The 20,074-nt window shown below is 71.9% G+C and carries 25 protein-coding genes; 18 read left to right on the top strand and 7 right to left on the bottom strand.

Going from position 1 to position 20,074, the window contains the following annotated elements:
* Window positions 1–6 precede the first annotated feature (6 nt).
* Genes MJ604_RS04185 through MJ604_RS04205 form a run of 5 tightly spaced genes read left to right on the top strand, consistent with a single transcriptional unit; the run spans window position 7 to window position 3,115 of the window.
* Window positions 7–507: a phage tail protein gene (locus MJ604_RS04185; RefSeq protein ID WP_243057036.1), complete on the top strand. Its 501-nt coding sequence runs from the start codon at window positions 7–9 to the stop codon at window positions 505–507.
* A 9-nt stretch (window positions 508–516) separates the two neighbouring features.
* On the top strand, window positions 517–1,026 hold the full coding sequence (locus MJ604_RS04190; protein ID WP_243057037.1) for a phage tail protein: 510 nt from the start codon (window positions 517–519) through the stop codon (window positions 1,024–1,026).
* Between the two features lie 10 nt (window positions 1,027–1,036).
* A complete protein-coding gene (locus MJ604_RS04195; RefSeq protein WP_243057038.1) occupies window positions 1,037–1,561 on the top strand; it encodes a phage tail protein in 525 nt (174 codons plus the stop codon).
* Window positions 1,558–2,028 carry a GNAT family N-acetyltransferase gene (locus MJ604_RS04200; RefSeq protein WP_243057039.1) on the top strand — a complete coding sequence of 157 codons (471 nt, stop codon included), beginning with the start codon at window positions 1,558–1,560 and terminating at the stop codon, window positions 2,026–2,028. The genes MJ604_RS04195 and MJ604_RS04200 overlap by 4 nt, the downstream gene beginning before the upstream one ends.
* Complete coding sequence (locus MJ604_RS04205; RefSeq protein ID WP_243057040.1) at window positions 2,021–3,115, top strand: ABC transporter substrate-binding protein; 1,095 nt, start codon at window positions 2,021–2,023, stop codon at window positions 3,113–3,115. Before MJ604_RS04200 ends, MJ604_RS04205 begins: the two co-directional genes overlap by 8 nt.
* Window positions 3,116–3,121: 6 nt before the next feature.
* Here the strand turns inward: MJ604_RS04205 and MJ604_RS04210 are convergent, their stop codons facing one another.
* Window positions 3,122–3,394, bottom strand: coding sequence for a hypothetical protein (locus tag MJ604_RS04210; protein ID WP_243057041.1), 273 nt, complete (start codon window positions 3,392–3,394; stop codon window positions 3,122–3,124).
* Window positions 3,395–3,427: 33 nt separating this feature from the next.
* Here MJ604_RS04210 and MJ604_RS04215 point away from each other — a divergent pair, with 33 nt between their 5' ends.
* From MJ604_RS04215 to MJ604_RS04225, 3 genes are read left to right on the top strand one after another with little or no spacing between them, the layout of a single operon-like run.
* Entirely contained in the window at window positions 3,428–4,627 is a 1,200-nt protein-coding gene (locus MJ604_RS04215) for a kynureninase (RefSeq protein WP_243057042.1), read from the top strand.
* Entirely contained in the window at window positions 4,620–5,318 is a 699-nt protein-coding gene (locus MJ604_RS04220; protein WP_243057043.1) for a GNAT family N-acetyltransferase, read from the top strand. Before MJ604_RS04215 ends, MJ604_RS04220 begins: the two co-directional genes overlap by 8 nt.
* A 4-nt stretch (window positions 5,319–5,322) precedes the next feature.
* Window positions 5,323–6,336 carry a S66 peptidase family protein gene (locus MJ604_RS04225; protein WP_243057044.1) on the top strand — a complete coding sequence of 338 codons (1,014 nt, stop codon included), beginning with the start codon at window positions 5,323–5,325 and terminating at the stop codon, window positions 6,334–6,336.
* On the opposite strand, the gene MJ604_RS04230 is transcribed toward MJ604_RS04225, so the two are convergent.
* Complete coding sequence (locus MJ604_RS04230; RefSeq protein WP_243057045.1) at window positions 6,337–6,687, bottom strand: UBP-type zinc finger domain-containing protein; 351 nt, start codon at window positions 6,685–6,687, stop codon at window positions 6,337–6,339.
* Between the two features lie 32 nt (window positions 6,688–6,719).
* Here MJ604_RS04230 and MJ604_RS04235 point away from each other — a divergent pair, with 32 nt between their 5' ends.
* On the top strand, window positions 6,720–7,310 hold the full coding sequence (locus MJ604_RS04235; protein WP_243057046.1) for a CPBP family intramembrane glutamic endopeptidase: 591 nt from the start codon (window positions 6,720–6,722) through the stop codon (window positions 7,308–7,310).
* Here the strand turns inward: MJ604_RS04235 and MJ604_RS04240 are convergent.
* From MJ604_RS04240 to MJ604_RS04250, 3 genes are all read right to left on the bottom strand, one after another.
* Window positions 7,276–7,926 (bottom strand): response regulator transcription factor, encoded by a 651-nt coding sequence (locus MJ604_RS04240; RefSeq protein WP_243057047.1) that lies wholly within the window; start codon window positions 7,924–7,926, stop codon window positions 7,276–7,278. The two genes, MJ604_RS04235 and MJ604_RS04240, sit on opposite strands and share 35 nt — an antisense overlap.
* On the bottom strand, window positions 7,919–9,880 hold the full coding sequence (locus MJ604_RS04245) for a histidine kinase (protein WP_243057048.1): 1,962 nt from the start codon (window positions 9,878–9,880) through the stop codon (window positions 7,919–7,921). Before MJ604_RS04245 ends, MJ604_RS04240 begins: the two co-directional genes overlap by 8 nt.
* A 67-nt stretch (window positions 9,881–9,947) precedes the next feature.
* Entirely contained in the window at window positions 9,948–10,658 is a 711-nt protein-coding gene (locus MJ604_RS04250; RefSeq protein WP_243057049.1) for a hypothetical protein, read from the bottom strand.
* 119 nt (window positions 10,659–10,777) lie between these two features.
* On the opposite strand from MJ604_RS04250, the gene MJ604_RS04255 reads away from it, so the two are divergent.
* The 9 genes from MJ604_RS04255 to MJ604_RS04295 all read left to right on the top strand — a co-directional run bounded on the left by MJ604_RS04255 (window position 10,778) and on the right by MJ604_RS04295 (window position 19,195).
* A complete protein-coding gene (locus MJ604_RS04255) occupies window positions 10,778–11,194 on the top strand; it encodes a VOC family protein (protein WP_243057050.1) in 417 nt (138 codons plus the stop codon).
* Window positions 11,191–11,865 carry a 4a-hydroxytetrahydrobiopterin dehydratase gene (locus tag MJ604_RS04260; RefSeq protein ID WP_243057051.1) on the top strand — a complete coding sequence of 225 codons (675 nt, stop codon included), beginning with the start codon at window positions 11,191–11,193 and terminating at the stop codon, window positions 11,863–11,865. The genes MJ604_RS04255 and MJ604_RS04260 overlap by 4 nt, the downstream gene beginning before the upstream one ends.
* Before the next feature lie 214 nt (window positions 11,866–12,079).
* Complete coding sequence (locus MJ604_RS04265) at window positions 12,080–13,828, top strand: acetolactate synthase large subunit (RefSeq protein ID WP_243057052.1); 1,749 nt, start codon at window positions 12,080–12,082, stop codon at window positions 13,826–13,828.
* Between the two features lie 4 nt (window positions 13,829–13,832).
* Entirely contained in the window at window positions 13,833–14,387 is a 555-nt protein-coding gene (gene ilvN / locus MJ604_RS04270; RefSeq protein ID WP_243057053.1) for an acetolactate synthase small subunit, read from the top strand.
* A gap of 56 nt (window positions 14,388–14,443) precedes the next feature.
* Window positions 14,444–15,472 (top strand): ketol-acid reductoisomerase, encoded by a 1,029-nt coding sequence (gene ilvC / locus MJ604_RS04275; RefSeq protein ID WP_308194106.1) that lies wholly within the window; start codon window positions 14,444–14,446, stop codon window positions 15,470–15,472.
* A 127-nt stretch (window positions 15,473–15,599) separates the two neighbouring features.
* Complete coding sequence (locus MJ604_RS04280; protein WP_243057054.1) at window positions 15,600–16,796, top strand: CaiB/BaiF CoA-transferase family protein; 1,197 nt, start codon at window positions 15,600–15,602, stop codon at window positions 16,794–16,796.
* Complete coding sequence (locus MJ604_RS04285; protein WP_243057055.1) at window positions 16,796–17,428, top strand: isochorismatase family protein; 633 nt, start codon at window positions 16,796–16,798, stop codon at window positions 17,426–17,428. Before MJ604_RS04280 ends, MJ604_RS04285 begins: the two co-directional genes overlap by 1 nt.
* Window positions 17,425–18,000: a cupin domain-containing protein gene (locus MJ604_RS04290; protein WP_243057056.1), complete on the top strand. Its 576-nt coding sequence runs from the start codon at window positions 17,425–17,427 to the stop codon at window positions 17,998–18,000. The genes MJ604_RS04285 and MJ604_RS04290 overlap by 4 nt, the downstream gene beginning before the upstream one ends.
* 145 nt (window positions 18,001–18,145) lie before the next feature.
* On the top strand, window positions 18,146–19,195 hold the full coding sequence (locus MJ604_RS04295) for a hypothetical protein (RefSeq protein WP_243057057.1): 1,050 nt from the start codon (window positions 18,146–18,148) through the stop codon (window positions 19,193–19,195).
* A 12-nt stretch (window positions 19,196–19,207) separates the two neighbouring features.
* Here MJ604_RS04295 and MJ604_RS23715 read toward each other — a convergent pair whose 3' ends face one another.
* Window positions 19,208–19,342: a hypothetical protein gene (locus MJ604_RS23715; RefSeq protein ID WP_279235380.1), complete on the bottom strand. Its 135-nt coding sequence runs from the start codon at window positions 19,340–19,342 to the stop codon at window positions 19,208–19,210.
* Between the two features lie 71 nt (window positions 19,343–19,413).
* Entirely contained in the window at window positions 19,414–20,013 is a 600-nt protein-coding gene (locus MJ604_RS04300; RefSeq protein ID WP_243057058.1) for a TetR family transcriptional regulator, read from the bottom strand.
* Between the last annotated feature and the right edge of the window lie 61 nt (window positions 20,014–20,074).

Here is a 20,074-nt window from a genome sequence, read left to right on the forward strand (position 1 = left end):
GACCCCATGAGTCAACCCTTCCTCGCCGAGATCCGGATGTTCTCGTTCCCGTTCCCCCCGTCCGGGTGGGCCCTGTGCAACGGAGGGCTGCTTCCGATCAACCAGAACCAGGGGCTGTTCTCCCTGCTCGGCACCACGTTCGGCGGCGACGGCCGCGTGAACTTCGCCCTCCCGGACCTGCGCGGCCGGATCCCGATCCACGTGGGCGCGTGGCACACCCTGGGCGAGCAGGGGGGAACCCAGTCCCACACGCTCACGGTCAGTCAGCTGCCCACGCACACGCACGCGCTCCGGGTGACGTCCGCTGCCGCGGTGGCGCAGGCCGGTGACGGCGCGACGCTCGCCACCGGCAGCCAGGACCTCTACGCCAACCCGGGCGACCTGGTCGCGCTGCACCCCTCGTCGATCCCGGCGGTCGGTGGCTCACAGCCGCACCTGAACATGCAGCCCTTCCTGTCCGTGAACTACTGCATCGCGACCGCGGGCGTGTTCCCGTCGCCGACCTGAGGAGGACCCGTGGCCAACCCCTACATCGGTGAGATCCGCATCTTCTCCGGCACCTTCGCCCCCGTCGGCTGGTTGCTCTGCGACGGGCAGGACCTGCCGATCTCCCAGTACGAGACGCTCTTCCAGCTCATCGGCACGACGTACGGCGGAGACGGCCAGGAGACGTTCCGGCTCCCCGACCTGCGCGGGCGCGTCGCGCTCGGCCAGGGCAACGGGTTCGTCCTCGCGGAGTTCGGCGGGGCCGAGGAGGTCACGTTGACGACCCAGCAGATGCCGTCCCACCAGCACGCGCTGCTCGCCAGCAGCGCGCCGGCGACGACCGGCTCCCCCGAGGGGAAGGTGCTCGCCGCCTCGCCGTACACCAAGCACTACGTCGAGGGGCCCGCGAACACGAACGCCGCCCTGGTGTCCACGCAGCCGGTCGGCGGCAGCGAGCCGCACGAGAACCGGCAACCGCTGCTGTGCGTCAACCACATCATCAGCTACGAGGGAATCTTCCCGCATTCGGCAACGATCTGAGGACCAGACCATGAGCGAGCCATTCCTCGGCGAGATCCGCGCGTTCTCGTTCAACTTCGCCCCGAAGGGGTGGGCGTGGTGCGACGGACAGCTGCTGCCGATCGCCCAGAACACCGGGCTCTTCGCGCTCCTCGGCATCAACTACGGCGGCGACGGCAAGTCGACGTTCGCGCTGCCCGACCTGCAGGGCCGGGTGCCGATGCACCCCGGCTGGGGCCCGGGCCTGTCGGAGTACGCCGTCGGCGAGTCCCTCGGCGCGGAGACCGTGACGCTGACCCAGGCGCAGATGCCGGCGCACGCCCACCTCGTCGCGTCGTCGAACGCCACCGCGACGACCCGGGTCCCGTCCGCCGGCCGGGTGCTGGCCCAGCCGCCCGCGCCTGCCGCGGTCCACGCACCGCCGGGCACCGTGGTGTGGCCCTCGTCGGACACGATCCACCCGACCGGCGGCGATCAGCCGCACAACAACATGCAGCCCTACCTGACGTTCTACTACGCCATCGCCCTCCAGGGCGTGTTCCCTCAGCGGCCATGATGATGCGACCAGCCACCCCCGAGGACGCCGACTTCCTCCGAGGGCTGTTCTCCGACGTGCGAGGTGCCGACCTCGTCTCGGTCGAGCCCGTCCAGCGGCGCACCCTGCTCGCCATCCAGTGGCGGGGACGGGAGACGCAGTACGCCGCGGCGTACCCGCGCGCCGTCGACCACATCATCGAGGCCGAGGGCCGCCCGGCCGGCCGGATCCTGGTCGACGAGACCGCCGACGACGTCCACGTCGTCGACATCGCGGTAGCCGCGGACGCGCGTGGTCGCGGCCTGGGTGGTGCTGCGCTGCGCGCCTGGTGCGACCGCGCCGACGAGTCGGGCCGCACACTCTCGCTCACGGTCGCGCCCGGCAACCCGGCGCGCCGGCTCTACGAACGGCTCGGCCTGGAGGCCGTCGCCGAGGACCAGACCGCCGTCCGGATGCGACGGCAGCCCAAGGAGGACATCCGTGCTTGATCTGACGCGCCGTGCCGTCGTGGCCGGTGGCGGGACCGCAGTGGCACTCGCAGGTGTCCCGGCACTCGCCGCCACGACGACGCCCCTGTCCATCGGCGTCCTCACCCCGGCCAACACCAGCCGGCCCGGCAGCGGGCAGGCGCTCCTCGACGGGTTGACGGCCGGCTTCGCCGCCGCCGGCCGGAAGGTCGCGCTGACCGAGCGTCCGATCGCGTTCGGCTTCGCCGGAGCCGCCGACGCGGCGACCGAGCTCGCCGCGGGAGGCGCCCAGGTCGTGGTCGCAAGCGTCTCGACGCTCTCGGCCCGCGAGGTAGCCGCTGCGTGCGCCGAGGCCGGAGTCGGGCTGGTGGTCGCCAACGTCGGCGCCCAGGTCGTCGACGAGCCGCTCGCCGGCGCCGTCCAGGCGTCGCTCCAGCACTGGCAGTCGTCGCTGCGGATGGGGGAGTGGGCGGCCGGCCACCTCGGCCACCGCCTGTTCGCGATCGTCGCAGCACCGGACGCGGGTTACGACACGGTGTACGCCGTGCGCCGCGGCTTCACGTCCGCCGGCGGCCGCTTCGAGGGCCTCGCGCTCACCCACGGCGCCGACAGCGGCACCGTCGAGCAGGCTGCCCGCGCTGCCAAGCGCAGCGGCGCGGACGTGGTCGCGATCAGCGCCACCGGGCGCCGCGCCGAGCAGATCCTGCGCGCCTGCCGCGCCGCCGGGCTGCGCGCCGAGATCGTCCTCGACTCGCTCGCGGTCGACGCGCTCGGCCGTGCGGCGCGGGGCACGTACTCGGTCGCGTCCTGGGCCGGACGGACCGACGCGTTCGAGATGCTGGGCCGCGACGCGGCGCTGCTCGTCGCCGAGGGCGAGAAGCGGCTCGCCGGCCGCGGGTGGGACCGCCTCGGCGACGCCCTGGCCGGCCGCACGGTCAACGGCCTGGTCGTGGACAAGCGACTGCGCACGGTCAGCAAGCCGCTCGTCGTACGGCGTGCGACGTCGTCGGTCGCCACGCGACCGGCCGTCCGCGGTGTGCCCGCGTCGATGCGGACGATCGACCCCGACCGGGTCGCCGGCTACGTCAACGAGTACCTCGCGACGTAGCCCGGGCTAGCCGAAGACCGCCTCGTAGGTCCGCTGCGTGCCGTCGTCCCCGACCGGCACGATGAACAGCACGCCCTCGCCGTGCTCGGCGTGCCGGATGGGGTAGGTGCCCTGGCCGAACGCCGGGTCCGACGGCCCGACGAGCACGACCGTGCCTCCGGTGCCCCCCTCGTTCGGGGTGGCGCGGGCGATCCGCAGCGTCCCGGTGACGTCTTCGGCAGCGGTGATCTCGAGGTCCTCGCCGACCAGGTCGGTGAGCAGGTCGAAGGAGACGTCCACGGGCCGAAAGTACCGTGCGCCAGACTGTGCGCCATGACCGACCTGGACCTCGCCGACCCGCTCGCGTCGTACCGCGACCGCTTCGTCGGAGCCGACGAGCCGCTCGTCTACTTCGACGGCAACTCGCTGGGGCGGCCGTTGCGGGTGACCGGCCCGCGGCTCGCCCGGTTCGTCGAGGAGGAGTGGGGCGGGCGGCTGATCCGCGGGTGGGACGAGCGCTGGTTCGACCTGCCGCGCACGATCGGCGACGACCTCGGCCGCGTCGTGCTCGGCGCCGCTCCGGGACAGGCCGCGGTCGGCGACTCGACGACCGTGCTGCTCTACAAGCTGATGCGCGCCGCGGTCGCCGCGCGACCCGGCCGCACCGAGATCGTCATCGACCGGGACAACTTCCCCACGGACCGGTACGTCGCCGCCGGGATCGCCGAGGAGTGCGGGCTGACCCTGCGCTGGATCGACGTCGACACGACCGCCGGCGTGACCGCCGAGCTGCTGTCGGCCGCGGTCTCCGAGAGGACCGCGCTGGTCGTGGTCTCCCACGTCGCCTACCGCTCGGCCTGGCTCGCGGACCTCCCCGAGCTGACCCGGATCGCCCACGACGCCGGGGCCCTGGTGCTCTGGGACCTCTGCCACTCGGTCGGCTCGGTGCCGCTGGAGCTCGACGCGTGGGGCGTCGACCTCGCGGTCGGCTGCACGTACAAGTACCTCAACGGCGGACCCGGCGCCCCGGCGTTCTGCTACGTCGCGGAGCGCCACCTCGAGGAGCTCACCCAGCCGATCCAGGGCTGGATGGGCGCTGTCGACCCGTTCCTGATGGGGCCGAGCTACGCGCCGGCGCAGGGCATCCGGCGGTTCCTGTCCGGCACGCCGGCCATCGTCGGGATGCTCGCGCTGCAGGACATGCTGGCGCTGATCGAGTCGGCCGGGATGGACGCGGTGCGCGCCAAGTCGGTCGCGCTGACGTCGTACGCGATCGACGTCGCCGACCGCCTGCTCGCGGATGCCGGCGTCGTCGTCTCGTCGCCGCGCGACCCGCAGTGGCGTGGCGGTCACGTGACCCTCAACCATCCGCTGATGCGCGAGGCCACCGCGGCGCTGTGGGAGCGCGACGTGATCCCGGACTACCGCGACCCGCACGGACTGCGGCTCGGGCTCTCGCCGCTCTCGACGTCGTTCGACGAGGTCGACCGCGGCCTCGTCCAGGTGCACGAGGTGCTGAGCGGCCTTGCCTGAGACGAACGACCACGGCCAGCAGGTGGGCGACCTGGTGACCGGCTGGACGACGCGGCCACGCGCCGAGGCGGTGCTGCTCACCGGGCGCTACGTGCGGCTCGAGCCGCTCAGCACCGCGCACGCCCCGGCGCTGCACGCCGCCCTCTGCAACCCGGGCGACGACGAGCTCTGGACCTACCGGCCGACCGACCCGCCGGCCGACGTACCCGCGATGGAGGCGCTGGTCGAGGCGACGCTGGCCGCACCCGACATGGAGACGTTCGCGCTGGTCCCGGCCGGTGAGCCCGCGCAGGGCATCGCGTCGTACATGCGCATCGAGCCGACGACCGGCCAGGTCGAGATCGCCGGCGTGCTCTACGCGAAGTCGCTGCAGCGCACGCGTGCGGCGACCGAGGCGATCCACCTGAGCATGCGGCACGCGTTCGACGGCCTCGGCTACCGCCGCTTCGAGTGGAAGTGCGACAGCCTCAACGAGCCGTCCCGGCGCGCCGCGCGCCGGTTGGGCTTCACCTACGAGGGCCGCTTCCGCAACCACATGGTCACGAAGGGCCGCAACCGCGACACGGACTGGTTCTCGGTCACCGACGCCGAGTGGCCGGCCGTCAAGGCGGCACACGAGCGCTGGCTGGACCCCGCCAACTTCGACGCGGCCGGAACTCAGTTGACCTCGTTGAGCGACCTGACAGGCTGAGCGCATGATCTTCCCGCGACCGCTCCAGCCCGGCGACACGATCGGCGTCACGGCCCCGTCGAGCGGAGTGCCGGACGCGTTGAAGCCGCGCTTCGACGTCGCGGTGCGTGCCCTGGAGGAGCGCGGGTACGACGTCGTGGTCGGTGAGTGCCTCGGCGCCCCGTCCGTGGTGTCGGCGCCCAAGGGTCAGCGCGCCGCGGAGCTGACCGCGATGCTGACCGACCCGTCCATCCGCGCCGTCGTACCCCCGTGGGGAGGCGAGCTCGCGATCGATCTGCTCGATCTGCTCGACTGGGACGCGATCGCCGCCGCCGAGCCGACCTGGCTGGTCGGCTTCAGCGATGTGACCACGGTGATGATCCCGCTGACCCTCCGGACCGGGTGGGCCACCCTGCACGGCAGCAACCTGATGGACACGCCGTTCCTGCCGCCTGACGGCATCCTGCACTGGGCCGACGTCGCCGCCGGTTCCGGGCCGTTCGTGCAGCGCAGCCCGGGTCGCTACCGGGACACCGGGTGGGTCGACTACGCCGAGCACCCCGCGGTCTCGCGGTTCACGCTCGACGGCGAAGGGACCTGGCAGGTGCTCGGCGGTGGCTCCGTCGACGTCTCGGGCCGGCTGATCGGCGGCTGCATCGAGACCGTCGGTCCGCTCGCCGCCACGCCGTACGGCGACGTCGCGGCGTTCGGTCGCCAGCACGCCGACGACGGGCTCGTCGTCTACCTCGAGGCGTGCGAGGACAACGCCTACACGATCGCGCGCACCCTGCACTCGCTTCGCTACGCGGGCTGGTTCGAGCACGCCAACGGCGTGCTCATCGGCCGCACGAAGGCCGCGGACACCCCGGACATGACCCAGCACGGCGCGGTGGTCGACGCCCTCGGCGACCTCGGCATCCCGATCGTGCTCGACGTCGAGTGCGGCCACGTCGCGCCGTACCTCTCGCTTGTCAACGGCGCGCTCGCGCGGGTGGTCGTCGACGGGGACCGGCGGGAGATCACCCAGACGCTGGCGTGATCACTCGTGGATGTGCGACTGCCAGTCGTCGGGGACCCGGCCGGCCGGGCCGGGGACCGTCTGCGCGTCCGGCCGTGACAGCGGCGGCGTGAGCTGCGGGCCCAGGAAGCCGCTCTCGGTCGTGTAGTCCCAGAACCAGTCCTCGCCCGGCTCGAAGCTGGTGATCACCGTGTGCCCGGTCTCGCGCCAGTGCGCGGTCGCGTGCTGCGACGGCGAGGTGTCGCAGCAGCCGATGTGGCCGCACTGCGTGCAGCGGCGCAGGTGCACCCACCAGCCGCGCTCCTCCTCGCACTCGACGCAGCCGGTGCCGCTGGGGGAGACGGACGGGTCGATGTCAGCGCGCTCGGCCATGCTCCGACGGTACCGGCCCTACGGTGTGCGTCGTGACCAGACGTCGTCAGCTCCTGCTGGGAGTGGCCATCGGTGCGGCGGGCATCGCGGTCACCGCGGCGCTGATGGCGATCACGGGCGACGTGCACTCGGCCGGCTTCGAGCTCGACCTCGGCGTGCTGGTCGTGGCCCTGGTGATCCTGGGTGCGGCCGCGGTCGTCGAGGAGCTCGTGTTCCGCGCGCTGGTCCTCGGCGGTCTGCTGCGGCTGACCGGGTCGGCCGTGCTCGCGCTGGTCGTGTCGTCGGCGGCCTTCGGCCTGCTGCACCTCGTCACCACCGCGGACGCGACCACGCTCTCGGTCCTGAGCACCACGGCGGGCGGTGTGATGTACGGCCTGGCGTACCTGCGCACCGGCCGCATCTGGCTCGGCGTGGGCATCCACTTCGCGTGGAACTTCGTGCAGGCGACCGTCCTCGGCTTCACGATGAGCGGCACCGACGACTACAGCGGCGCCCTGTGGCACCTCGACGGCGGCGGTGACTACGGACCCGAGGGCACCGTGTGGTCACTGGTCGGCCGGGCGGTCGTCATCGCTCTCGTCCTGGTGGTCACTCGCCCCCGAGACCCTCGTCCCGCGCCTTGATGATCGCGGCGGCCCGGTCGGGCACCCGAAGCTTGGTGAGCACGTTGGAGACGTGGTTGCGCACGGTCTTGGGGGAGAGCACCATCCGCCGCGCGATCGTCGCGTTGTCGTAGCCGCGCGCGAGCATGTCGAGCACCTCGCGCTCGCGGTCGGACAGCTCCGGGAACGGCAGCCGTACGGCGGTCCGCCCGGACGTCAGCGTCGCCATCGCGCGCATCGCGACCTGCGGGCCGAGGATCGCCTCGCCGTTGGCGACCGCGCGGATGCCCCGCTCGACCTCCTCGGGCGACGCGCTCTTGAGCAGGTAGCCGCGCGCGCCGGAGCGCACCGCCGCGACGACCGACTCGTCGTCCTCGTCCATCGTGATCACGAGCACCGCGAGGTCGGGGAGCCGGGCGATCAGCGCGCGGGTCGTCTCGATGCCGGAGTCCTCGCCGAGGTGCAGGTCCATCAGCACCACGTCGACGGTCTCGTCGACGACCGCCATCGCCTGCTCGGCGTCCTCGGCCTGCCCGGCCACCTCGATCCCGTCGAGGGAGGCGAGCAGCCCGACCATCCCGAGCCGGAAGACGGGGTGGTCGTCGACCACCGCCACGCGCAGCGTCCGTTCAGCCATGGGTCATCACCAGCGGAAGCGTCGCACGGACCTCGGTGCCGCCGCCCTGGCGGGGCCGGACGTCGAGCGAGCCGCCCTGCTCCTCGGCGCGCTCGCGCATCGAGCTGGTCCCGACGCCGGGCCTGACGACGGTGTCGACCCCGCGGCCGTCGTCGGCGATCACCAGCAGCAGGAACCCGTCGACGTGCCGGACGGCCGAGATCCAGCAGTGCGTCGCGTCGGCGTGCCGGGCGACGTTGGTCGTGGCCTCGCTCGCGATGCCGTACGCCGCCGCCGCGAGCTGCGGGTCGAGCCCCTCGAACCGGTCGCACTCGACGTCGACCTGCAGCCCGGTCCCGTCGTACCGCCCGGACAGCTCGGTGAGCGCCGCGCCGAGCCCGAGCTCGTCGAGCACCGGGGGCAGCAGGTGGTGGGACAGGCTGCGGACGTTGTCGGTCGCGGCGTCGAGCTCGGCCTGGAGCCGGGCGAGCAGCGCCTGCCCGGCCTCGGGGTCGGTCTTGAGGAGGTTGCGCGCGCCCTGGAGGCCGAGCCGGATGCCGGCCAGCGACGGGCCGAGGCCGTCGTGGATCTCGCGGCGGAGCACCCGACGCTCCTCCAGGCGCGCCGCGGCCAGCCGGACCCGCAGCTCGGTGAGGTCGGCGCCCGCGCGGGCGACCGCGACGGCAGCGGCGACGACGGAGGAGAGGTCGCGGAGCGTAGTGAGGTCGCGTGCCGACAGCGCCTCGCCCGGCAGCGGGGACACCTCGAGCACGCCCACGCGCTCGCCGCGGTGCCGCAGGTCGATGCTCGTCGGCGCCTCGGTCGGGCGGCCCCAGCGCACGGGGTCGATGCCGTCCGCGTCGACGGTCACCGACTCCAGTCGCATGGAGCGGCCGATGTCCTCGGTGACGCCGCCGAGCAGCTCCTCCACGGACGTGCTGCCGACGAGCTGCGAGCCGAGGCGGCGTACGACGCGCGCGGGATCGGAGGAGTCGCCGTACACGAGCGCGTGCACCCGCCGCGCCGCGGCCAGGCGCGCGGGCTGCACGGCGACCGCGACCGCGCCGGCCGCCAGCAGCTGGGCGAGGCCGTCGCTCGACGGCAGCAGCCGGGTGAGCACCAGCGTCACGAGGACGTAGAGGACGAGGAGCCCGGTCGCCAGGAGACCGGCGAGCACCGCACGGCTGACGACCAGGCGCAGGCCCCACATCCGGTTGCGCAGCACCGCGACCAGCACGGCCGCGGGGAAGACGGTCTGGGAGACGAGGTGGAGGACCGGCGTCATCCAGAACGGCAGCCACGTCCACGGCGAGAGCACGGGGACGAACGACACCGCGAGGATCGCCGTACCGATCGCCAGCCAGCCGAGGCCGTTGCGCTCCTCGGCGGGTCCGAAGCGGCGCCGGAGCTCGACGGCGGCCGCGGTGACGAGACCGAGACCGATCGAGAGCCAGTAGAGGTCGCTCAGCCGCACCCACTCCAGGATCGCGCCGACGGTGATCGTGGCCGTGAGCGCGCTGCCCGCGAGCACGCCGAGCCACTCCCAGCGGAGCGGGTGGTCGCGCACCAGCCAGGGCACGACGAGGAAGAGCGCGAGGGTGCCCGGCACCCAGGCGGTGTTCTGGAGCATCCCGATCGTCTCGTTCGGGTCCAGTCCGCCGGGCCGGAACGAGTAGACGTCGTACGCGTAGCCGAAGGCAGCCAGGCCGCCGCCGATCGCGGCCAGGCCGAGCAGCCACGGCACCGGGTGGGCGCGGCGGCTCAGCGTGACCGCGGCGACGGTGCCGTAGACGCAGGCGACCGACGCGTCCACGACGAAGAACCAGAGCAGCTCGTCGATGGCCGGACGGCCGACGACCATCAGGACGACCGCCACGACGGCCAGCGCCCAGGAGACCACGGCGATCGCCGCGGCCGCCCGGGCGCGCCCCGCGCCGGGGTGCTGCCGGGAACCGCCCTCGGTGAGCAGAATCACCGGTCGGGGATGGGCGGAGGAGGGGGTCGTGTCCACGCTCATGACAGCGGGCACTCTAGTTTCCCGATCAGCGCCCCGTGCGGAATCGGCGGTCTCCGAAGCCGAAGCCGAGACCGAGCAGGAGGACGAGCACCGGACCGGTGAACCCGGCCATGTACTGCAGCGGCGAGAGGCCGAAGAGCAGCGTGATGCCACCGAGGACGGCGGCGACCCAGCCGATCCAGCGCGGCGCCGCTTGGTGCCGGAGGCTGGCGACCGCGACCGCGACGCCGGTGACGCCGGCACCGATCCACAGCCAGGGCACCGTGCCGATCCAGTGGCCGACGACCGCGGCGAACTCCGGGTCGATCGGGACCTCGGTCTCCTCCAGCCCGAAGACGATCTCCGTCGTGAACGCGCCGCCCATCAGCGCGGCCACGGAGGTGAGCAGCAGGCCGCCGGCCGCGACCGCGGGGAGCAGGCTGCCGTGCGGCGCCTGCGCCTCGAGCCGGCGGCGGAGCCCGGCCGCGAAGACCAGCAGCAGGACGGCGGCGGTCATCGTCGCGACGTGCAGCACCAGGATGTGCGGGACGAAGTCGCCGAGCCGGTCGGCGATGGTCTCCGCGTCGCCGGCGTACTTCTCGTTGTAGACGGCGTCGACGGACAGGGACGCCTGCATCGCGACCACGCCGGCGAGGCCGGCCGCGGCGCCGACGAAGGCCCAGGTGCGGGCGACGGCCGGGGCGACCCGGCGCGGGCGACCGTCGAGCTCGTCGCGGTGGGCGGTGCTGGTGGACACGGGCATCTCCTCGGGTCGGGGCTGATGCCGGAAGGCTCCGCCGCCCGGCGTCCCGGTCGGCAGGGCAGGGTGTCCCGACTTGCCGGGAGGCTGTCGGCCGGGTGTGCCAAGGTGGTGGAGTGGACCAGCGGATCAGCTTCGTGACCCTGGCGGTGCGCGACCTGGACCGGACCCGTGCGTTCTACGTCGACGGGCTCGGCTGGGAGGCAGCGCTCGACGTGGCCGGCGACGTGCTGATGATCCAGGTCGGCCAGCACGTCGTGCTCTCCCTGTGGGTCGACGATCACTTCGAGGCCGAGGTGGGGCCGATCGTGCGCGGCGAGGGGGTCTTCCCGATCACGCTCGCGCACAACGTGCCGACCCGCGAGGACGTCGACGCGGTGCTCGCGACCGCCCGCGCCGCCGGCGCCGACCCCGTCCACGACGCGGTGGAGCGCGACTGGGGCGGGTACACCGGCTACTTCGGCGACCCCGACGGCTACCGCTGGGAGATCGCGTACAACCCCGGACCGATCGGACAGGTGGTTCTTCCATGAGCGATGCAAAGCAGGTGCTGCGTTACCCGGCCGTGGTGGCCGAGGGCCTCGACGACTGGCGCTTCTTCCTGATGAGGCTGCACGCCCGCTTCGAGACCGGCAGCTTCGTGAAGGGCCTCGAGCTCGTCACCCGCATCACGGAGGCGGCCGAGGACGCCAACCACCACCCGGACGTCGTGCTGACCTACCCGCACGTCGACGTCGACCTGCACAGCCACGACGTGCACGGTGTGACCAGCCGCGACATCGCCCTGGCCCGCCGGATCACCGCGATCGCCGCGGAGCTCGGCATCGCGTCGGCCCCGCGCGACGTCTCCACGCTGGAGCTGGCGCTGGACGTGCCGGACGCCGAGGAGGTCAAGCCGTTCTGGCGGACCGTGCTCGGGTACGCCGACCAGCAGGACTGGCCCGAGGTCATGGACCCCGCCGGCCGCAACAACACGCTGTGGTTCCAGGAGGCGCCGGAGGCGTCGGGGGAGGTGCAGCAGCGCTTCCACCTCGACATCGTGGTGCCGCGGGAGGTGGCGGAGGAGCGGGTGGCCGCGGCCGTCGCCGCGGGCGGCACGCTGGTGACCGAGGAGTTCGTCCCGGCGTTCTGGGTGCTCGCGGACAAGCACGGCAACAAGGTCTGCGTGTGCACCGCCGACGGTCGGGAGCCCGCCGAGGGATGAGACTGGCGTCCCAGATGTTGGGACGCCTGTCACACTCGGGTGCGAGCGGCTGGGTCGTGCGGCTACGGTGGTGCCATGCGCAAGGACATTCTTGTAGCCACGCGGCGTGTGAGCTGAGTCAGCACCGACTCCGCACGCACGTCACCCCTCGCCGCCCACTGCGGGCCGAGGGGTTTTTTGTTGGCCAGGCAAGACAACCAAGACAGGAAGCACGATGAGCGAGCAGATGACAGGCGCCCAGAGCCTGATCAGGTCGCTGGAGGCCGCGGGGACGACCGAGATCTTCGGCATCCCGGGCGGCGCCATCCTCCCGGCGTACGACCCCCTGATGGACTCCTCGATCCGGCACATCCTGGTACGCCACGAGCAGGGCGCGGGCCACGCCGCGCAGGGGTATGCCGCCGCCACCGGCCGGGTCGGCGTCTGCATGGCCACCTCGGGCCCCGGCGCGACGAACCTGGTCACGCCGCTCGCCGACGCGCACATGGACTCGGTCCCGATCGTCGCGGTCACCGGCCAGGTCGGCGCCAAGTCGATCGGCACCGACGCCTTCCAGGAGGCCGACATCCGCGGCATCACGATGCCGATCACCAAGCACAACTTCCTGGTCACCGACCCCGCGGACATCCCGCGCACGGTCGCCGAGGCTTTCCACATCGCCTCGACCGGTCGCCCCGGCCCGGTGCTCGTCGACGTCGCGAAGTCGGCACTCCAGGCGATGACGACGTATGCCTGGCCGACCGAGCTGCTGCTGCCCGGCTACCGCCCGGTGACCAAGCCGCACTCGAAGCAGATCCGCGAGGCGGCGAAGCTGATCCTCGAGTCGCGCCGTCCGGTCCTGTACGTCGGCGGCGGCACGATCCGCGCCGGCGCGGCCAAGGAGCTGCGCGTCCTCGCCGAGCTCACCGGCATGCCGGTGGTCACCACGCTGATGGCGCGCGGCGCGTTCCCGGACAGCCACCCGCAGCACCTCGGCATGCCGGGCATGCACGGCACCGTCGCCGCGGTCGCCGGCCTGCAGCGCAGCGACCTGATCATCAGCCTCGGCGCCCGCTTCGACGACCGCGTGACCGGCAACCTGGACTCCTTCGCCCCGGGCGCCCGCGTCATCCACGCCGACATCGACCCGGCCGAGATCGGCAAGAACCGCGCGGTCGACGTCCCGATCGTGGGCGACTGCCGCGAGGTGATCAGCGACCTCATCGTGGCGCTGAAGGCCGAGGCCGACCTCGGCCACACCGGCGACTTCGAGGCCTGGGTGGAGTTCCTGGCCGGCGTGAAGAAGAAGTACCCGCTGGGGTACGACGTCCCGAAGGGCGAGCTCGCGCCGCAGTACGTCATCGAGCGCCTCGGCGCGATCGCCGGCCCCGAGGCGATCTACGCCGCCGGCGTCGGCCAGCACCAGATGTGGGCCGCGCAGTTCGTGGGCTACGAGAATCCGAACACGTGGATCAACTCCGGCGGCCTCGGCACCATGGGGTACGCCGTTCCCGCCGCCATGGGTGCCAAGGTCGGCATGCCCGGCAGCACGGTGTGGGCGATCGACGGCGACGGCTGCTTCCAGATGACCAACCAGGAGCTGGCCACCTGCGCGATCAACGACATCCCGATCAAGGTCGCGGTGATCAACAACGAGTCGCTCGGCATGGTCCGGCAGTGGCAGTCGCTCTTCTACAACGAGCGCTACTCCAACACCGACCTGCACTCGAAGCGGATCCCGGACTTCGTGAAGCTCGCCGACGCCTACGGCTGCGTGGGCCTGGCCTGCGAGAGCCCGGACGACGTGGACGCCACCATCGACAAGGCGATGGAGATCAACGACGTCCCGGTGGTCGTGGACTTCCGCGTCCACCGCGACGCGATGGTCTGGCCGATGGTCGCGGCCGGCACCAGCAACGACGACATCAAGTACGCGCGCGACATGGCACCGCGCTTCGACGACGACGCCGAGACGGAGCTCTGAGGACATGAGCGCGCCCATCAACACCCGGCACACGCTGTCGGTGCTGGTCGAGAACAAGCCCGGCGTCCTGGCCCGGATCGCGGGCCTGTTCAGCCGCCGCGGCTACAACATCGACTCGCTCGCGGTCGGCCCGACCGAGCACCCCGAGATCTCGCGGATGACGATCGTGGTCAACGTGGAGGACTCGCCGCTCGAGCAGGTCACCAAGCAGCTCAACAAGCTCGTCGAGGTGATCAAGATCGTCGAGCTCGACGGCGCGAGCTCGATCAACCGCGAGCTGATGCTCGTCAAGGTGAAGGCCGACCTCGAGACCCGCGGCCAGGTGCTCGACACCGTGCAGCTGTTCCGGGCCAAGGTCGTCGACATCGCGCCCGATACCGTGACCATCCAGGCGATCGGCAACTCCGACAAGCTCGACGACCTGCTGCTGCTCCTGCAGCCGTTCGGCATCCGCGAGCTCGTCCAGTCCGGCCAGGTCGCCATCGGCCGTGGCTCCCGTTCCATCTCCGAGCGCAACCTGCGCCCGGTGTCAGTGCCGGCTCCGCCGGCGGTCGGCTGAGTCCGCACCGCCCGAGTGGGCTGAAGTACCTAACCCAACCAGAAGGAGAAGCCCCCGTGGCTGAGATGTTCTACGACGACGACGCCGACCTGTCCCTGATCCAGGGCAAGAACGTGGCGGTCATCGGCTACGGCAGCCAGGGCCACGCCCACGCGCTGTCGCTGCGCGACTCGGGCGTCGACGTCCGCGTCGGGCTGCAGCCGGGCTCGAAGAGCCGGGCCAAGGCCGAGGCCGAGGGCCTGCGCGTCGTGACCCCGGCCGAGGCCGCGGAGGAGGCCGACGTCATCGTCATCCTCGCGCCCGACCAGCACCAGCGGAAGCTGTACGCCGAGGAGATCGCGCCGCAGCTCGCCGCCGGCGACACCCTGGTGTTCGGCCACGGCTTCAACATCCGCTTCGGCTACATCACCCCGCCGGAGGGCGTCGACGTCTTCATGGTCGCCCCGAAGGGCCCGGGCCACCTGGTCCGCCGCGAGTACGTCGACGGCCGGGGCGTCCCGGTCCTCGTCGCCGTGGAGAAGGACGAGTCGGGCAACGCCTGGCCGCTGGCCCTGTCGTACGCCAAGGCGATCGGCGGCCTGCGCGCCGGCGGCATCAAGACCACGTTCACCGAGGAGACCGAGACCGACCTGTTCGGCGAGCAGGCCGTCCTCTGCGGTGGCGCCTCGCAGCTGGTCATGTACGGCTTCGAGGTCCTCACCGAGGCCGGCTACCAGCCGGAGGTCGCGTACTTCGAGTGCCTGCACGAGCTCAAGCTGATCGTCGACCTCATGTACGAGGGCGGCATCGCCAAGCAGCGCTGGTCGGTCTCCGACACCGCCGAGTTCGGTGACTACGTCTCCGGCCCGCGGGTCATCACCCCGGACGTGAAGAAGAACATGGAGGACGTGCTCGCCGACATCAAGAACGGCGCGTTCGCCGAGCGCTTCATCACCGACATGGACAACGGCTCGCCGGAGTTCAACGAGTTCCGCAAGAAGGGTGAGTCGCACCCGATCGAGCAGACCGGTCGCGAGCTGCGCAAGCTGATGGCGTGGGTCAAGAGCCACGATTCGGACTACACCGAGGGCACCGCCACCCGCTGATCGCCTGCTGACGCATCGAGTCGTCCGCCTCTCGACGGTGAATTCACCCGTGAGAGGCGGACGACTCGGCATTTCGGGGGCCGGGACTCGCCTCACCGAAATGCGTATCTGATATACGATCTGGCGCATGACGACTGCAGGGCCGCTCGCCGGCGTACGCGTGCTCGAGGCCGGCCAGCTGCTGGCAGGGCCGTTCGCGGCGACGCTGATGGCTGACCAGGGTGCCGACGTGATCAAGGTGGAGGCGCCCGGTGTCGGCGACCCGATGCGGCAGTGGGGCCGCACCGACGGCACGTCCCTGTGGTGGCCGGTCGTCGGCCGCAACAAGCGCACCGTGACGCTGAACCTGCGCGAGGAGGCGGGCCAGGAGCTCTTCCTGCAGCTCGTCGCGAAGTCCGACATCATCGTCGAGAACTTCCGGGCCGGCACCTTCGAGAAGTGGAACCTCTCCTACGAGCGGCTGCGCGAGGTCAACCCGGGCATCATCCTGGTCCGCGTGACCGGCTACGGCCAGACCGGTCCGTACTCCTCGCGGGCGGGCTACGGCTCGATCGGCGAGGCGATGGGCGGCCTGCGCTACATCCTGGGTGACCCCGACCGGCAGCCGTCGCGTGCCGGCATCTCCATCGGCGACTCGCTGGCCGCGATGCACGCCACCGTGGGCGCGCTCTCGGCGCTCCAGCACCGCAACGCCACCGGCGAGGGCCAGGTCGTCGACGCCTCGATCTACGAGTCGGTCCTCGCGATGATGGAGTCGCTGGTCACCGAGTGGGACCAGGCCGGCTACCAGCGCGAGCGCACCGGTGCGATCCTGCCGAACGTGGCGCCCTCGAACGTCTACCCGACCAAGGACGACCAGCTCATCCTGATCGCGGCCAACCAGGACTCGGTCTCCTCCCGCCTGTTCACGATGATGGGTCACCCGGAGTGGTCCGAGCCGGGCCACCCGTACTCCACCCACGTCGGGCGCGGCAAGGACCAGACCCACCTCGACGAGCTGATCTCGGAGTGGACCGCCACCGTCGACGCCGAGGAGCTCCTCGAGATGATGGACTCCGGCGGCGTACCGGCCGGACGCATCTACAAGGCCGCCGACATGCTCGCCGACCCGCACTTCAAGGCGCGCGACTCCATCGTCCAGGTCCCCGACCAGACCTTCGGCACGCTGAAGATGCAGAACGTCGTCCCGAAGCTCTCGGCGACGCCCGGCTCGATCCGGTGGACCGGCGCCGACCTCGGCCAGTTCAACGACCAGGTGTACGGCGACCTCCTCGGCATCGACGAGGCGACGCGCGCCGAGCTCGCCGCGAACGGGATCATCTGATGGACCGCGACGCCGACTACGAGGCGGTGGGCTTCCGCGGCCGGATCGGCTTCGGCGAGCGACCGGCCGTCGTGGTCGTCGACGTGGTCCGGGCCTATCTCGACGGCCCGCTGACCGACGCGGACGGCCGCTTCGAGAGCGCCCGCGCCAGCGCTGCCCGGATCGTCGACGCGGCCCGCGCGGCCGGCCACCCGGTCATCTTCACGGCCGTGAAGATCGCTCCCGGAGGCGCCGACGCCGGCTGGTTCGCGGTCAAGGTGCCCGGGCTCTCGGTGTTCGAGGAGGGCTCGCCGTACGCCGCCTTCCCCGAGGCGCCCGCGCCGCAGCCCGGCGAGGTCGTGGTGACGAAGCAGTACGCCTCGTCGTTCTTCGGCACCAGCCTGGCCGCGACCCTCAACGCGCAGCGCGTGGACACCGTGATCGTGCTGGGCTTCTCGACCAGCGGCTGCGTGCGGGCCACCGCGCTCGACGCGCTGCAGCACGGCTTCCGTCCGATCGTGGCCGCCGACGCGTGCGGCGACCGCGACCAGGCGACGCAGGACCAGAACCTCTTCGACCTCGACAGCAAGTACGCCGACGTGCTCCCCGAGCAGGACGTCGTGGCCTACCTGACCTCTGGAGCTACCGCATGACCACGACGGACCTCAACGGCGACCTGACCTGGATCGAGCACACCGTCTCGGGCTCGGACAAGCCGACCCGGATGGTGATGCTGCACGCCAGCGCCGAGCGCAACACGCGCACGGTGCTCGTCGAGTTCCCGCCGAGCTGGACCCGCGACGCCGTCGGCCACCAGCCGTCGGGGGAGGAGATGGTGATCCTCGCGGGCTCGCTGTCGATCAGTGGCCACACCGCGCCCGCGGGCTCCTACCTGCTCGTCGAGCCGCGCGCGACCCGCTCGGCCACCTCGGTCGAGGACGGCACCCGCGCGCTGGTGTGGTTCTCCGGCCCCGGTGGCGGCTGGACCGACGGCTCCGCCGAGGACGCCGGCGCGATCACCACCGGCCCGGTCGAGGTCGGCCTGAGCCGCGCGCCGAGCGACCGGATGCCCGGCTCGGTCTCGGTGCACATCGACCTCGCCGAGCAGACGTTCCCGACCGATGTCGACGTGCTCTGGACCGATCACGGCCGCTGGGCGCACGTCGCCTCCGGCGACGTGGTCCCGGGCCTGACCGGCACCGCCGTCGTACGCCACTGGGGCTAGCCCGGGGCGCTCCCTCAGCATCGGTCCGGAGCGGCCGATGGGACCTCCAGTGACGAGTCACACGTCGTCGCCGTTGTGACCGGGCCGCTGCCGGCCTGGAACCATGGGCATGCGAATTCGATGAGCTGTCTCGGGAGGAACATCAGTGCCACGCTCTGCGATCCGCGCGCTCCTGCCTGCCCTCGCGGCGCTGCTGGTGACCGGCGTCGCCGGTCTGCTGACGGCCGCTCCGGCTGGGGCCGCCGAGGCTGCCCCGACCAGGCTGAAGCCGCTCCTGACCGGTGTGATCGACCGCAACGGACCCCCGCCGGCCGACCTGAGCGACGTCGTCGACGCCTACGTCGTGCAGGTGACCTGGGCGCAGCTCCAGCCGAAGCGCCGCGCGTTCCGCCCCGGTGTCCTCGACCGCGCCTTCGAGGAGGCGAGCCGCTCGGGCTCGCGGGTCAAGCTCCGCGTGCTCGCCGGCATCCACGCCCCGGCCTGGGCCAAGCGGCTCGGGGGTGCTCCGGTGGCGCTCCACGACCCGCACGACCACCAGCGCGGCACCGTGCCGCGGTTCTGGACCGGCGCCTTCGGCTCGGCGTACGCCGACCTGCAGCAGCGCCTGGCGAAGCGCTACGACGCCGACCCGACGCTGGCCGAGGTCGTCGTCTCCCGGTGCACCACCTTCTACGCCGAGCCGTTCGTGCGCCAGACGTCGGACACCGGCTCCCGCCGCGCCCTGCTCCGCGCCGGCTACACCGCGGCCAAGGACAAGCAGTGCCACCGCCAGCAGGTCGTCGCGCACCGGGCGTGGAAGCAGACCCGCTCGGGCCTGACCCTGAACCCCGCCCAGCTGGTCACCCGTGACGGCGGCCGGACCGTCGACAGCGACTTCACGATCGCGATGATGCGCTACTGCACCCGGACCCTGGCGGAGCGGTGCGTCCTGGAGAACAACTCCATCCGCTCGCCGATCACGTCACTGGACGCCGGCTCGAAGGTCAAGCACTACCAGCGGATGTACGCCGCCATGGCGACGTACGCGCCCTCGATCGCCTTCCAGACCGCTACCGCGGAGCGGATGGGCAGCTGCTCGGCCACCCTCGACTGGGCCGCCGACCGCGGCGCGTCGTACGTCGAGCTCCCGTGGAACGCCGCTGAGGCCGGTTGCACCGAGCAGGTGCTCTCCCAGTTCTCCCGGCGCGTCGGCTGAGCCCGCAGGGCGTCACTTCTTCTTCGACGGATGGATCTTGTCGGAGAAGGTCTCCTCGGTCCCCTTGTCGCGCTTCGCTGCGCGCTTCTCCTTGATGGACTTGCCGGACTTCTTCGACATGCTCTGGCGCGGCGACTTGTCGCTCATGGGGATCTCTCTGAGAGGAAGCCTGAACGGCTCCGTGTTCAGACAGTACGCCCCAGCCGGTCGCGTCCCCGTCAGCCCAGCTGCGCGCGCAGTCCGGCGATCAGCGTCTCGACCCCGAAGGTCCAGACGTACTCGTAGTCGGCGACGTCCTTCTCGATGGCCCGCACGAGCGGGAAGGACTCCTCGGGCAGGTCGTCGAGATGCGTCTCGAGGATCTCGCCGCGGGCGACCATGCTGCGCTCCATGCCGATCATCAGCGCGAGGTACGACGCCGACTTGATCGCGGCGAAGCCGTCGTTCGTGCTGAAGCCGGCGTCGGCGAAGGCGGCCATCGCGACCTCGAACGATGCCGCGGCGCGGGCGCCCTGGACCGGGCGCTGCTGCAGGGCGTGGAAGGCGCCGGGGTGGGTGGCGGCGATCCCGGTGACGCCGTCGACGTACTGACGCACCCAGTCGTCCCAGGCGACCTGGCCGGTGGGCAGCTTCGCCTCGTCGAGCAGCATCTCGACGATCCCGTCGGTGACCGCGTCGCGGGTCGGGACGTGGTTGTAGAGCGAGGTGACGTGGACCCCGAGCTCGCCGGCGATCTTGCGCAGCGTGACCGCGTCCGGACCGTCCTGGTCGGCCAGCCTCACCGCCGTCCGCAGGATCGCGTCGCGGGTCAGTGCCATGCGTCCTCCTCTTGACAGCAAACCTACGCTGTAGGTTACCTTACCTACACTGTAGGTCTCA

The organism is Nocardioides sp. SR21, from assembly GCF_022761125.1.
Taxonomy (GTDB): domain Bacteria; phylum Actinomycetota; class Actinomycetes; order Propionibacteriales; family Nocardioidaceae; genus Nocardioides.

Excerpts from the sequence above, each read along its gene's own strand:
- MJ604_RS04185 (WP_243057036.1), top strand. The coding sequence starts at position 7 with ATGAGTCAACCCTTCCTCGCCGAGATCCGGATGTTCTCGTTCCCGTTC.
- MJ604_RS04195 (WP_243057038.1), top strand. The coding sequence starts at position 1,037 with ATGAGCGAGCCATTCCTCGGCGAGATCCGCGCGTTCTCGTTCAACTTC.
- MJ604_RS04200 (WP_243057039.1), top strand. The coding sequence starts at position 1,558 with ATGATGATGCGACCAGCCACCCCCGAGGACGCCGACTTCCTCCGAGGG.
- MJ604_RS04215 (WP_243057042.1), top strand. The coding sequence starts at position 3,428 with ATGACCGACCTGGACCTCGCCGACCCGCTCGCGTCGTACCGCGACCGC.
- MJ604_RS04225 (WP_243057044.1), top strand. The coding sequence starts at position 5,323 with ATGATCTTCCCGCGACCGCTCCAGCCCGGCGACACGATCGGCGTCACG.
- MJ604_RS04230 (WP_243057045.1), bottom strand. The coding sequence starts at position 6,687 with ATGGCCGAGCGCGCTGACATCGACCCGTCCGTCTCCCCCAGCGGCACC.
- MJ604_RS04240 (WP_243057047.1), bottom strand. The coding sequence starts at position 7,926 with ATGGCTGAACGGACGCTGCGCGTGGCGGTGGTCGACGACCACCCCGTC.
- MJ604_RS04260 (WP_243057051.1), top strand. The coding sequence starts at position 11,191 with ATGAGCGATGCAAAGCAGGTGCTGCGTTACCCGGCCGTGGTGGCCGAG.
- MJ604_RS04265 (WP_243057052.1), top strand. The coding sequence starts at position 12,080 with ATGAGCGAGCAGATGACAGGCGCCCAGAGCCTGATCAGGTCGCTGGAG.
- ilvN (WP_243057053.1), top strand. The coding sequence starts at position 13,833 with ATGAGCGCGCCCATCAACACCCGGCACACGCTGTCGGTGCTGGTCGAG.
- MJ604_RS04280 (WP_243057054.1), top strand. The coding sequence starts at position 15,600 with ATGACGACTGCAGGGCCGCTCGCCGGCGTACGCGTGCTCGAGGCCGGC.
- MJ604_RS04285 (WP_243057055.1), top strand. The coding sequence starts at position 16,796 with ATGGACCGCGACGCCGACTACGAGGCGGTGGGCTTCCGCGGCCGGATC.
- MJ604_RS04290 (WP_243057056.1), top strand. The coding sequence starts at position 17,425 with ATGACCACGACGGACCTCAACGGCGACCTGACCTGGATCGAGCACACC.
- MJ604_RS23715 (WP_279235380.1), bottom strand. The coding sequence starts at position 19,342 with ATGAGCGACAAGTCGCCGCGCCAGAGCATGTCGAAGAAGTCCGGCAAG.
- MJ604_RS04300 (WP_243057058.1), bottom strand. The coding sequence starts at position 20,013 with ATGGCACTGACCCGCGACGCGATCCTGCGGACGGCGGTGAGGCTGGCC.